This is a genomic window from Pseudoalteromonas sp. JC3, assembly GCF_030291895.1.
Lineage (GTDB): Bacteria > Pseudomonadota > Gammaproteobacteria > Enterobacterales > Alteromonadaceae > Pseudoalteromonas.
This window is the reverse complement of the sequence record NZ_CP127855.1, coordinates 1,519,575-1,532,989: the sequence shown is the minus strand read 5'-3', so window position 1 is coordinate 1,532,989 and position 13,415 is coordinate 1,519,575. Positions and strand designations below refer to the sequence as shown.

The following is a 13,415-nucleotide window of genomic DNA, read 5'->3' as shown; positions in this document are numbered from 1 at the left end:
TTTGAAAAATTTACGCTACTCTATGCTCTTGTTCAGTGGAAGGCAAGTCCATAAACTTCGCCAAAATACGCGCTAACGTATCGCGCATTTCACGACGGTCGACGATCATGTCAATCGCACCGTGCTCTAATAAGAACTCACTGCGCTGGAAACCATCAGGTAGGGTTTCACGTACAGTTTGTTCGATAACACGTGGACCCGCAAAACCGATAAGTGCTTTTGGCTCTGCCACATTGATATCACCAAGCATTGCCAATGATGCAGAAACACCACCCATAGTTGGATCGGTTAATACTGAGATAAATGGCAAGCCTTTATCACTCATTTTTGCCAATGCAGCACTTGTTTTTGCCATTTGCATCAATGACATAAGTGCTTCTTGCATACGTGCACCACCAGATGCAGAGAAACAGATTAACGGCATGTTATGTTCTAAACAAACGTTAACTGCATCAACAAATCTCGCACCAACAACCGACGCCATTGAACCACCCATAAAGGAAAACTCAAAAGCAACAGCAGCAACAGGAATACCCTTTACGCGGCCTTTCATTGCAACTAAAGCGTCTTTTTCACCACTTACCTTTTGCGCTTGAACGATACGATCTGAATATTTTTTAGAGTCTTTAAACTTTAATACGTCTTGTGGCTCATGCTCTGTGCCAAGCTCTTGACGATCTGCATCATCTAAAAAACTTTCAAGGCGCTTACGTGCCGTAATGCGCATGTGATGATCACACTTAGGACATACGTTTAACGACTTTTCTAATTCCGCTTTGTATAGGATTGAATCACAATCTGTACACTTTGCCCAAACCCCTTCTGGGATCTCTTTTTTACCAGAAGATTTAGTGGTTTTAGGTAAGATCTTTTCTAACCAACTCATTTGCAACTCTCTATCGTGCTTTATTCTGTTCCGTCAGTAAAGACAGACATCTTTTCCCAATTAAATCATGATTTAGCTATAGGTGATATAAAAAACTGGTCTTAAGAGTACAAGGTACTACATAAATATGACCGTTACACTAATTCCTCAGGCAAGAATAAAGGCCCAAGCGGCATCTTTTCTATTTGCCATTGTTCAGGATAGTCCACATCAACTAAATACAATCCGTTAGGTTTTGCCGTAGCACTTGCTAACGTGCGATCTTTTGCAACAAGCAGCTCCGCCATCCACTCAGGCTCTTGCTTGCCAACACCAATATCAAGTAAACAACCTGTAATATTGCGCACCATATGATGCAAAAACGCATTTGCTTTAATATCAATGACAATATATTTGCCAATGCGTTTCACCTCTAAGTGATGGATATTACGAAACGGCGTATTAGACTGACAATGTACCGCCCTGAAAGAAGTGAAATCTTGCTCCCCTATCATCACAGGGCATGCAACTTTCATTCTTTCAACATCAAGCTCGTGGTGAAAATGCGTTACGCCACTGCGTAAAATACCCGGCCTGTAGGTGTGATTATAAATAACGTAGCGGTATCGACGAGCTGTCGCAGAAAAACGAGCATGGAACTCAGGGTCGACTTCTTTAGCAAATCGTACCGCAATGTCGTCGGGAAGCTGAGAGTTCATTCCTAATGTAAAAGCGCTCATATCGCGAGCTGAATCCGTGTCAAAATGCACGAGTTGACCCGTTGCATGAACCCCTGCATCAGTGCGCCCCGCGCAAGTTATCTCAACGGGATGATTACAGATATTCGATAGCGCTTTTTCTATTTCTTCTTGGACACTGCTGACATGATTTTGCCTCTGCCAACCACTATAATTTGCACCATTATATTCAATGCCTAACGCTACTCGCATACTTTTTCTATCGCAACCCATAACAAAAACGACATTTTATGCCATTGGCGATGTGAATTAAAGCGCTTAAGCTAAGAAGTAGATGATGATACCGGCCAAACAAGGCAATTACTTTGTGTGGTCGGTATCGTTGATGTGAGTATTAAGACTCTGTAAGACTAGATTTAAGCGACTTTGCCTCAGCTTGCACAGAATCCGGACCATTCTCAATAACATCGTTGAGCGTTGATATCGCCGAATCATAATCTTGAATTTCGATATAAGCTTTCGCTAAATCTAGTTTAGCGGCAAACCCTTCATCCTCTAAATCAACATCCGTGGTATTTTCACCCGCTAATAGTTCTTCAAAATCGCCAAGCCCAACATCCATATTTGCACCGACGTAAGGTTCAACATCGCTATCAAGATCGTCGCTTTGTTCAAGTAGGTCTTCAATTTCTAAGTAGTCTTCTGTACCTTCGGCGTCCGTTGGTAGCGCTTGGGCTTCCCCTGCGACCAATTCGTCTTGTAACAAGCTATCGAAATCTACTTCAAAATCTTCTGCATTTCCGGCGTCAAAGTCACTGGGATCGTCCAGTTCGCTGAGTAGAGCATCGAAGTCTGCTTGGGTAAAGTCAGCCATAAATTCTTTTTCAATCTCGGCTTCATTGACCTCTGGTAATTCAGATTCAGTTTGTGGCTCAGAAAGTAGAGTTTCCAAGTCATCTTCATCGTTTAATTCTGGCAGCACGTCTTCGATTTCAAGCTCAGGTTCAGACTCAAGCTCATCATTTTCTGCAGCTTCGACCGGTGCTTCAGGTTCGTCTTCAAGCAAGGTCTCTTCGTCAAAATCTGCGTTTAACTCTGGCAGTTCATCTTCGATTTCAAGTTCAGGTTCAGACTCAAGCGTATCACTTTCTGCTGCTTCGACCGGTGCTTCAGGTTCGTCTTCAAGCAAGGTCTCTTCGTCAAAATCTGCGTTTAATTCTGGCAGATCATCTTCGATTTCAAGTTCAGGTTCAGACTCAAACGTGTCACTTTCTGCTGCTTCGATTGGCGCTTCAGGTTCGTCTTCAAGCAAGGTTTCTTCGTCAAAATCTGCAGTTAACTCTGGCAGCTCGTCTTCAACTTCCAGTTCAGGTTCAGACTCAAGCGTATCACTTTCTGCTGCTTCGACTGGTGCTTCAGGTTCGTCTTCAAGCAAGGTTTCTTCGTCAAAATCTGCGTTTAACTCCGGCAGCTCGTCTTCAACTTCCAGTTCAGGTTCAGACTCAAGCGTATTACTTTCTGCAGCTTCGACTGGTGCTTCAGGCTCATCTTCAAGCAAGGTTTCTTCGTCAAAATCTGCAGTTAACTCTGGCAGCTCGTCTTCAACTTCCAGTTCAGGTTCAGACTCAAGCGTATCACTTTCAGCTTCGTCGAGCGGCGCTTCAGATTCGTCTTCAAGCAAAGCCTCTTCATCAAAATCTGCGTTTAATTCTGGCAGCTCGTCTTCGACTTCCAGTTCAGGTTCAGGTTCAGGTTCAGACTCAAGCGTATCACTTTCTGCTGCTTCGACTGGTGCTTCAGGTTCGTCTTCAAGCAAGGTTTCTTGGTCAAAATCTACAGTTAACTCCGGCAGCTCGTCTTCAACTTCCAGTTCAGGTTCAGACTCAAGCGTATTAATTTCTGCAGCTTCGACTGGTGCTTCAGGCTCATCTTCAAGCAAGGTTTCTTCGTCAAAATCTGCGTTTAACTCCGGCAGCTCGTCTTCAACTTCCAGTTCAGGTTCAGACTCAAGCGTATCACTTTCTGCTGCTTCGACTGGTGCTTCAGGTTCGTTTTCAAGCAAGGTATCTTCGTCGAAATCCGCACTAAATTCAGGCAAATCATCTTCATCAAAGCCAGAGATTTCATCGTCGAGAAGATCGTCATCAAGCCCGTCCTCTATATCAAATTGAGCGTCATTGGATAATGCTTCTGATAATGCTTTTTCGGTTTCGCTTTGCGAGTCAGTAGTTTCAAGTTCTTCGCCAAGTTCCAGCTCAGGGTAACTCTCTAGCTCTGCGCTTGGTTGCAGATCTTCTTCGTCAAGAAACTCTTCTTCTGCCAGTAAATCCACTTCGTCATTAAGTGGATCATCTCCCAGCTCAATTTCAACTTCTTCATCCGAAAAATCGTCTTCAAGTTCAGCATCCAACTCAAACTGTTCTTCGGCTTGAAGCTCCTGTAATAGCTCATCAACACTTTTTAAGTCAGGATCTTCAAATTCACTGTCTTCGTCAGCTTGAACATTCTCATCACTAAAATCTGCTTCATTGGCTAGATCGGACTGCAATGTATCTTCCATCAGTTCTTCAGATGATTCCGGAATAGCATCCTCTTCATCCAACATACCAGACAAGTGTCCTGACTCCGTTTGCTCAGACTCTGCTAAAAGCTGTTCAGATCCTAGTTCACGCTCGTCAGATACCTCTTCCAGCTTTGGTAAAGCATCTTCTGGTGCTTCATCTAATAAACCATCAAGCTCGTTATCTGCTGGCTCACCAACTTCCTCTTCAAGCTCCGGCAAAGCTTCTTCTGCCGTTTCGTCAACTAATGCATCGAGATCGTCGTCGGCCAGTTCATCAGATTCTTCTTCCAGCTCTGGCAAACCATCTTCTGCCGTTTCGTCAACTAATGTATCGAGATCGTCGTCGGCCAGTTCATCGGATTCTTCTTCCAGCTCCGGCAAAGCTTCTTCTGCCGTTTCGTCAACTAATGTATCGAGTTCAACGTCGGCCAGTTCATCAGATTCATCTTCCAGCTCTGGCAAACCATCTTCTGGTGTTTCGTCAACTAATGCATCGAGATCGTCGTCGGCCAGCTCATCAGATTCTTCTTCCAGCTCTGGCAAACCATCTTCTGGTGTTTCGTCAACTAATGCATCGAGATCGTCGTCGGCCAGTTCATCGGATTCTTCTTCCAGCTCTGGCAAAGCTTCTTCTGGTGTTTCGTCAACTAATGCATCGAGATCGTCGTCGGCCAGTTCATCAGATTCTTCTTCCAGCTCTGGCAAAGCTTCTTCTGGTGTTTCTTCAACTAATGTATCGAGTTCAACGTCGGCCAGTTCATCAGATTCATCTTCCAGTTCGGGTAACAGCTCTTCCTGTGCTTCATCCAATAAAGCATCGATATCATCACCAGCGAGATCATCTGACTCTTCTTCTAATTCCGGCAACGTATCTTCTTGTACTTCATCTAATAAAGCATCGAGTTCATCGTCGGCCTGTTCATCGGATTCTTCTTCCAGTTCAGGTAACAGCTCTTCCTGTGCTTCATCCAATAAAGCATCGATATCATCACCAGCGAGAGCATCTGACTCTTCTTCTAATTCCGGCAGCGTATCTTCTTGTGCTTCATCCAATAAAGCATCGAGTTCATCGGACTCTTCTTCCAGTTCAGGTAACGGCTCTTCCTGTACTTCATCTAATAAAGCATCGAGTTCATCACCAGCGAGATCATCGGACTCTTCTTCTAATTCCGGCAACGTATCTTCCTGTGCTTCATCCAATAAAGCATCGAGTTCATCACCAGCGAGATCATCGGACTCTTCTTCTAATTCCGGCAACGTATCTTCCTGTGCTTCATCCAATAAAGCATCGAGTTCATCACCAGCTAGATCGTCAGACTCTTCTTCTAATTCCGGCAACGTATCTTCTTGTGCTTCATCCAATAAAGCATCGATATCATCACCAGCGAGATCATCGGACTCTTCTTCCAGTTCAGGTAATGTATCCTCTTGTGCTTCATCCAATAAAGCATCAATATCATCACCAGCGAGAGCATCTGACTCTTCTTCTAATTCTGGCAACGTATCTTCCTGTGCTTCATCCAATAAAGCATCGATATCATCACCAGCGAGATCATCGGACTCTTCTTCTAATTCCGGCAACGTATCTTCTTGCGCTTCATCCAATAAAGCATCAATATCATCACCAGCTAGATCGTCAGACTCTTCTTCTAATTCTGGCAACGTATCTTCTTGCGCTTCATCCAATAAAGCATCGATATCATCACCAGCGAGAGCATCTGACTCTTCTTCTAATTCTGGCAACGTATCTTCCTGTGCTTCATCCAATAAAGCATCGATATCATCACCATCAAGCGTATCTGGCTCTTCGTTAATTTCAGCTAACGCATCGTCTTGAACTTCATTTAATAGAGCATCAATATCATCACCCGCAAGCTCACTACTTGGTTCCTCAAAATCAGGCAGTGCATCATCGTCAGCATCTTGAGAAGCATCAAGTAGTGCATCGATATCATCAGCATCGACTAAACTCTCACTATCAAAGTTACCGCTAAATTCGGGCTCTTCATCTAGCGCCCCGTCCAGAATTGAATCGATATCATCGTCGTTTGCAACAGCATCCGCTTGCTCATCAGCAAGTTCCTCGCTCAGGGCAGCAAGCGCATCATCGCTAACATCAATTTCTTCGTCTTGAGACTCGTTGAACAAATCATCTAGATCGCTGTCACTTAAAATATCTTTGCTATCATCAACATCGAGCGAAACTTCATCATCAGCCTCCTCGAAGCTCTGTTGCATAAAGTCTTCGTCGTGATCATCACCAAACGAAATATCTTCGTTTAGTAAGCTATCCAGTTCGTCTTGATCTAACGTATCACTTCCTTCATCGAAGTCGTCATCAAGTGAGTCAAAGGTAATTTCATCGTCTTCAGGTAAGATATCGTCATCTAACTGAACGCTTGCGCCCAGTGCATCTTCATCGTCGCCCATTCCGATATCAAGTGGGTCTGGCTCAGGGTCAAATGCAGTCGCAGCGGTTGCAGCTCCCGCCGCAGCGCCTGCAGCCACGGATGGTGTTTGCGGAAGAAAATCGTCATCATCTGTTGACGTCTGAGATTGCTTTCTCCGGCGTAGGAACATAACGAATCCAGCAATTGCCAGTAGTGCTGGCAATGTAGCAAGTAATGCAATGCCAGCTGGCGAGCTAAAAAATGCGCTTAACTCGCTACTTTCTTGCGCTTTTGCTTGAGCGGCTTGCTGATCAATCATTTCATTTTGCAAGTCGATAACAGCCTTTAGCTGTTGTTGGATTTCGCTGTCTTTTCCAAGCTGAGTACGAACCGTTTGAAGCTCGGTAGAAATAGCGCCGAGCTGTTGCTTTAACTTATTGTTTTCGGATAGGATTTCTTCAACATTACGCACCGAGGACTTGAACTCTTTTTGTAAGTCCATCAGCCTCATGTCCTGTTCCATCTTTAAAGAGCGCAGTTGATTAGTCAGGTCTTTTTTTGCTTCTTCAACATCGACTTTGCGAGCTTGTGTAACCTTTTTTTCAGCTTCGTTTATTGCATTTGGGTTCAATAATCCCTTACGCTTCATTTCCCAAAGTTTGTCATCTTGATCCGACTTTTGCTTTGCCAACTCAGGGTTAACACTACGAATTTCATTGATTGTAGGAATACGTAAATACGCCCCATCCTGCATATGGTTGAGGTTTTTATCTAGAAATGAATTAGGATTTTTATCATAAAGCGCCTTCATCACCTGATAAATGGTGACCGAGTCATCTGGTCGCACTTTTTGTGCTATACGCCACAATGTATCCGTGGGTCTGATAGGCCCTATTGACCGACCTTGAGCCCCATAATCAACCCCTTTAGGGCCTTTTAGCACTACCCCCTCTTGGGTATATACTGGTGTGGCAATCAGTGCGAATACAAAGATACTAAATAAGGCTAAACCGCGCATGCCGATCCTTTACTCAAATGTTTAACACCCGTTAAACGACGTTTTATTATTATGGCTTTGAAGCAAGCTCTATTCCAAATGCAAACTATAAACCAGATATGTTGGAATATCCATTGCAACGTATTGAAAGTTAACATGGTTATAATGCTTTTTACTGATTTTGGAATAGCTGATATAGGTGAAGAATAGTCAAGTATTTGACTTAACGGCAAACTTCTTGGCAGAAGTTTGCCGTCATAGTGCAGAGAAGTAAGCAAAACTTTGCTTACTTTGCGATATCAAAGGGTACCTATAGATAGCTTTCTATAAGGGCTTCTGCTATTTGAATGCTATTTGTTGCTGCACCTTTTCTGGTGTTGTCTGATACCACCCATAAGTTTAAGCCCAATGGGTGTGAAATATCTTGCCTTACACGACCCACATAAACGGTATCGTTACCACTTGCATCACTTACCGGTGTTGGGTAGTCGTTTTCGTCTTCAATTAGTTCAACACCCGGCGCATCAGCAAGTAACTGCTTAACATGTTCAAGATCATAAGGCATGCGCGTTTCAAGATGAATGGCTTCAGCATGACCAAAAAACACAGGAACGCGAACCGCAGTCGGGTTAACCAAAACACTTGAGTCGCCCAAGATTTTTTGCGTTTCCCACACCATCTTCATTTCTTCTTTGGTGTAACCATTTTCTTGGAACGCATCAATTTGAGGAATGACATTAAAAGCGATTTGTTTGCTAAACACTTCGTTTTCCATCGGTCTTGCATTCATTAAGTTTGCAGTTTGCTTAGCCAACTCATCTACCGCTTCTTTACCTGCACCAGATACCGCTTGATAAGTTGAGACATTAATTCTGTCAATGCCATAGGCATCATAAATTGGTTTAAGTGCCACTAGCATTTGGATTGTAGAGCAGTTTGGGTTAGCAATGATATTACGATTTCTAAAATCGGCAAGACTGTCTTTATTCACCTCAGGAACTACTAATGGAATATCAAAGTCGTATCTAAAATGTGAGGTGTTATCTATCACAATGCAGCCAGCGTCAGCGGCGATTGGTGCATATTTCTCCGACACGGAACCACCCGCTGAAAACAAACCGATATGGGCATTAGAAAAATCAAACTCTTCAACATCCAGAACTTCGATTTTTTCACCCATAAAGTCAATCTCTTCACCCGCGCTTCGGCTACTCGCGAGTGGGTATAATGTGTCTACAGGAAACTTTCGTTCTGCTAGTAATTCGATAATTTGCTTGCCAACAAGACCTGTTGCGCCAAGTACCGCAACATTATATTTTTGCGACATTATTTTTCCTCATTCTGTAATATACCAACCACAGCACTTAACTCTTGTGCTCAGAAAAGCCAAGTTGGTAAAGCTTTTCACTGATTGGTGAGTCATTATTGACTGCAATTGTACTAAATTCTCGACGCACGGGATATGCTTTACGCAAGGTATCAAAGCCCAATGTGTTTAGCTGTTTTCTCATGATGCCATCATCACGACGAATGTCATAAACAAGATGCGCTAAATTGATAATATCCTGCTCGTTGGCTGTGCTTTGCAATTGGCAGCCAGTGACACTTGGCTTAGGAAGAAAATCACTAATCGTTTTGCTGGCTGGTAAATCGAATTCTCGGCATACGGCTTCGTATAACATTTGCGTGCCTCGTGCCTTGCCTTCTAGCGTGTGGCCAGCAATATGTACAGATGCAAAGCGAGTATATTGCAATAATGGCTGCAAAATATTCGGCTCATTTTCCCAAACGTCTAAGATCAGCTCGAGCGCTTGCCCACCCTCTAAAGCGCGCAAAAGCGCTTGATTATCGATAACATCTCCACGGCTTGCGTTGATTATCACCGTACCCGGCTTTAATGCCGCTATCCGCGGTGCATCAAGTAGATGAACCGTTTTATGCGGGCCTTGCTTAACTAATGGAACGTGAAATGTCACGATATCCGCGCGCGCTAAGGCTTCATCTAAGGCTACATGTGAATCCAATGTCCCCGCTTGCTGCCTTACGGGGTCACACAATAATATCGTAAGACCAAGCCCTTTAAGCTTTGATGCCAAACACGCGCCAATATTACCAACACCAATGATGGCAATCGTTTTATCTTGAAGTGGCGTGGAAGTTTCTTGTGCGTATGCAAGTAGAGCGCTTATCACGTACTCGGCAACAGCTATCGCATTACAGCCTGGTGCGCTGCTGAACGAGATATTGGCGCTGGCCAACAATGAGGTATCAATATGATCAATCCCTATTGTCGCAGTCCCAACAAACTTCAGATTATCTGCTTGTGCTAACAGGGCCTCATTGACCTTAGTGACTGAGCGAGTCAACAGAATATCGACGTTTTTTAGCTCGTCAGGTTGAAGGTTACGGCCATCAAACCGTGTTACCTCACCAATTTCGCAGAAGAATGACTCAACTAAGGGCATATTTTGATCGGCTAATATTCGCATGCGGGTTTCCTGTCACCTATTGTCTCGAGTACTCAGGCGATAACACATCGCCTGAGTCGAGTTTAACATGGCAAGCTAGGCGACTAATAATAAAACCTTTTATTTTGTGTCACCGCTTTATTGCAACCAAACGCTATTGCAAAAAACATCACACAGCATACAAAAACAACCGCCCCCTTGAGACTTAACCAGCCACCTGAATCAAGCAAAGGACAAAACGTCATGGCCAACACGTTAATACAACACAATAATAAAGCCCAACGGGTATAAGCTCGGTAGCCAAGTAATGCGGCAAACAAACTGCTAAAAACATTAAAAATTACCGCTTCAGGAAAGAGGTGAAAGGCCGACAACATCGCGGCAAAGGCCAAAATAGTGACTAGATAAAAAATACTCTGCTGCATCTTGTTTCTCCTTAACATGGACAGCAATATCAACCGCTACACTAGGTCGTAGCGATAAATCCTAACTCACATAGCTACCAAGAAAATGGACTGCATTTGCTACTCCTTAGCAATTCTTAAAAGCACCATTTCGTGGCTATGCTTAACCCAATTGTAGAAACATTAGCGTGTATTTCAATGCAAATCCGACATGAAGTTTTGGCAATTATAATGCACAGATAACGAACTTCTCTGAAAGAAATTTCATGTGCATTTTCGTCATATTGCACTACGTTCATTACACTTAAATATCGATCAGTAATTAATAGCGTTGAAAATTCTCTCAGGTTATAGCTGGGGTGTAATCAATAACTTTTAAATTACTGACATGAGAAGCATGACTCATTTAACACTCAGATTCAGTACAAAACGTAAATAATATGTCACAACAAGGCATCAACTAATTCGCATAGAGGGTATGAAGACGCTTGAAATATCAGCGTTAACCAGCTAGTCTAACTGGGTGGTCAGACCTCTTATAAGGAAGAACAACATGACACTTATATTTGTTCTCGCGTTGTTAGCCTTGCTCAGCGCAGCAAGCTATCATCGCGCAAGCTGGAATACCGCTCTAGGTATTGCAGCAGTTACAATGCTAGTTGGCACCTTTGCTGGTGCATTTGGCATTATCTCTTGGTTAATTTTCTTAGCGATTGTTATTCCGCTTTCAGTAACGAACCTGCGTCAGCAGTACATCGTGGCTCCAGCATTTAAAGCGTTCAAAAAAGTTACGCCGACAATGTCAGAAACCGAAAAGTCAGCGATTGATGCAGGTACAACTTGGTGGGAAGCCGATCTATTTTGTGGTAACCCAAACTGGGATAAACTTCATCAGTTTCCTAAGCCACGCTTGAGCGTTGAAGAGCAAGCATTTTTGGATGGTCCGGTGGAAGAAGTGTGTGCCATGCTTAACGATTGGGAAGCAACGCACGAACTGACTGACTTACCGCAAGACGTGTGGCAATACTTAAAAGACAACAAGTTCTTTGCGATGATCATCAAAAAGCAATACGGCGGTCTTGAGTTTTCAGCTTACGCGCAATCTTGTGTACTACAAAAGCTTACCAGTAAATCAACTTTACTTTCGTCTATCGTGGGCGTACCTAACTCGTTAGGCCCAGGCGAACTACTTCAGCACTACGGTACTGACGAGCAAAAGGAACACTACTTACCTCGTCTAGCAGTGGGTGATGAAATCCCTTGTTTTGCATTAACGTCACCAGAAGCGGGCTCTGATGCTTCATCTATCCCTGACTTTGGTGTGGTATGTAAAGGCGAATGGGAAGGTGAAGAAGTATTAGGTATTAGCCTAACGTGGAACAAACGCTATATTACTTTAGCACCTGTTGCGACTGTACTTGGTCTGGCGTTTAAGATGCGCGACCCGGACGGTCTATTAGGTGATAAAGAAGAGTTAGGTATTACTTGTGCGCTTATTCCTACAAACACGCCAGGCGTAAAAATTGGCCGACGTCATTTCCCACTGAATGTGCCATTCCAAAATGGCCCTACCCAAGGCGAAAACGTGTTTGTACCACTCGATTTCATTATCGGTGGCGCAAAAATGGCAGGACAAGGCTGGCGCATGCTGGTTGAGTGTTTGTCGGTTGGTCGTGTTATTACGCTACCTTCAAACTCTGCCGGTGGTATTAAATCCCTTGCAGTTGCAAGTGGCGCATACAGCCGCATTCGTCGCCAGTTCAAACTGCCTATCGGTAAGATGGAAGGGATTGAAGAGGCACTAGCGAAACTGGGTGGCTATGCGTATAGCTCTGATGCTGCGGTGACTATGTCAACTGGCGCGGTAGATTTAGGTGAAAAACCTTCGGTTGTTTCTGCCATTTTGAAGTACCACTTAACCGAACAAATGCGTGCTTCAACCATCCATGCCATGGATATTCATGGTGGTAAAGGGATTTGTCTAGGTCCAAACAACTACGTTGGCCGTGGTTACCAAGGTGCACCAATTGCAATTACGGTAGAAGGTGCAAACATCCTAACCCGTAACATGATCATCTACGGTCAAGGCGCTATTCGCTGCCATCCTTTTGTACTGGCTGAACTTGAAGCTTGTTCTATCAAAGATAAACAAGAAGCGCTTGATAGCTTCGATAAATCCTTGATGGGTCACATCGGTTTCACTATGTCGAACTTGGTAAGAACTAAGTGGTTAGCGCTAACCGGTGCACGTTTCACCAAAGTACCATTTAACGATGAAACCGCTGTTTATTATCGTAATGCTGCTCGTTACAGTGCATCATTGGCATTAATGTCTGATATTTGTATGGCTGTATTTGGTGGTTCACTGAAGCGTAAAGAGCGTATTTCTGCACGTTTGGGCGACTTATTAAGCTACCTTTATCTGGTTTCTGCAACGCTTAAGCGCTATAACGATGAAGGTCGTCGTAAAGAAGACTTACCTTTTGTGCAATGGTCTTGTCAGGAGCACCTGTACCTTTGTCAACGTGCCCTTGCTGACTTAATCAACAACATGCCTTCTGCTGCATTACGTGGTTTGTTGAAAGTGGTACTGTTCCCATTTGGTCGTCCGGTTCGTAAACCAACCGACAAAATGGAGCACAAACTTGCTCAGCTACTTCAAGTACCTAGCGAAACGCGTGACCGCCTTGCAACACACATCTACTTAAAAGATGAGCCTCTGTGCTTGCTTGGTAAGCAAGAGCAAACGCTAAAAGACATTCTTGCCGTAGAGCCGTTATTTGAAAAGGTATGCCGTGGTACTGGTAAAAAGTTACCGTTTATGCAACTTGATAAAGTAGCAGCAATGGGGCTTGAAGCAGGTGTACTGAGCGAAGACGAAGCAGCTAAATTGACTGCCGTTGAAGCAAAACGTCTTGCCGTTATCAACGTTGATGACTTTGACCCTGAAGAGTTACTTGCCGGTAAAGCAAGAACGAAGGAATCAAGTAAAGCAGACGCAGCATAACTATTTTTGTTTAGGTAGTGTGA

Annotated in this window: 7 protein-coding genes; 1 reads left to right on the top strand and 6 read right to left on the bottom strand. The window is 43.8% G+C overall.

The genetic code is table 11. The annotated features are described in order from the left end of the window. Positions 1-10: 10 nt before the first annotated feature. The 6 genes from accD to QSH61_RS06160 form a co-directional block, all read right to left on the bottom strand. Positions 11-886: an acetyl-CoA carboxylase, carboxyltransferase subunit beta gene (accD, locus tag QSH61_RS06185; protein WP_010606271.1), complete on the bottom strand. Its 876-nt coding sequence runs from the start codon at positions 884-886 to the stop codon at positions 11-13. A gap of 134 nt (positions 887-1,020) precedes the next feature. Beyond that, positions 1,021-1,815: a tRNA pseudouridine(38-40) synthase TruA gene (gene truA, locus QSH61_RS06180; RefSeq protein ID WP_010606270.1), complete on the bottom strand. Its 795-nt coding sequence runs from the start codon at positions 1,813-1,815 to the stop codon at positions 1,021-1,023. Between the two features lie 142 nt (positions 1,816-1,957). Next, complete coding sequence (locus QSH61_RS06175; protein ID WP_286123481.1) at positions 1,958-7,534, bottom strand: FimV/HubP family polar landmark protein; 5,577 nt, start codon at positions 7,532-7,534, stop codon at positions 1,958-1,960. 289 nt (positions 7,535-7,823) lie between these two features. Further along, the gene (locus QSH61_RS06170; protein WP_010606268.1) at positions 7,824-8,840 is read right to left on the bottom strand and encodes an aspartate-semialdehyde dehydrogenase; all 1,017 of its coding nucleotides are present in this window, start codon (positions 8,838-8,840) and stop codon (positions 7,824-7,826) included. A gap of 37 nt (positions 8,841-8,877) precedes the next feature. After that, positions 8,878-10,002 (bottom strand): 4-phosphoerythronate dehydrogenase, encoded by a 1,125-nt coding sequence (locus QSH61_RS06165; protein WP_206471214.1) that lies wholly within the window; start codon positions 10,000-10,002, stop codon positions 8,878-8,880. Between the two features lie 83 nt (positions 10,003-10,085). Continuing rightward, positions 10,086-10,406: a DUF6419 family natural product biosynthesis protein gene (locus QSH61_RS06160; RefSeq protein WP_010606266.1), complete on the bottom strand. Its 321-nt coding sequence runs from the start codon at positions 10,404-10,406 to the stop codon at positions 10,086-10,088. Positions 10,407-10,938: 532 nt separating this feature from the next. On the opposite strand from QSH61_RS06160, the gene fadE reads away from it, so the two are divergent. Next, complete coding sequence (gene fadE / locus QSH61_RS06155) at positions 10,939-13,392, top strand: acyl-CoA dehydrogenase FadE (RefSeq protein ID WP_039496080.1); 2,454 nt, start codon at positions 10,939-10,941, stop codon at positions 13,390-13,392. The last annotated feature ends 23 nt before the right edge of the window (positions 13,393-13,415 follow it).

Bases quoted from the DNA above. Each gene is read 5' to 3' on its own strand.
- QSH61_RS06170 (WP_010606268.1), bottom strand. From the start codon at position 8,840: ATGTCGCAAAAATATAATGTTGCGGTACTTGGCGCAACAGGTCTTGTT.
- fadE (WP_039496080.1), top strand. From the start codon at position 10,939: ATGACACTTATATTTGTTCTCGCGTTGTTAGCCTTGCTCAGCGCAGCA.
- QSH61_RS06165 (WP_206471214.1), bottom strand. From the start codon at position 10,002: ATGCGAATATTAGCCGATCAAAATATGCCCTTAGTTGAGTCATTCTTC.
- accD (WP_010606271.1), bottom strand. From the start codon at position 886: ATGAGTTGGTTAGAAAAGATCTTACCTAAAACCACTAAATCTTCTGGT.
- QSH61_RS06175 (WP_286123481.1), bottom strand. From the start codon at position 7,534: ATGCGCGGTTTAGCCTTATTTAGTATCTTTGTATTCGCACTGATTGCC.
- truA (WP_010606270.1), bottom strand. From the start codon at position 1,815: ATGCGAGTAGCGTTAGGCATTGAATATAATGGTGCAAATTATAGTGGT.
- QSH61_RS06160 (WP_010606266.1), bottom strand. From the start codon at position 10,406: ATGCAGCAGAGTATTTTTTATCTAGTCACTATTTTGGCCTTTGCCGCG.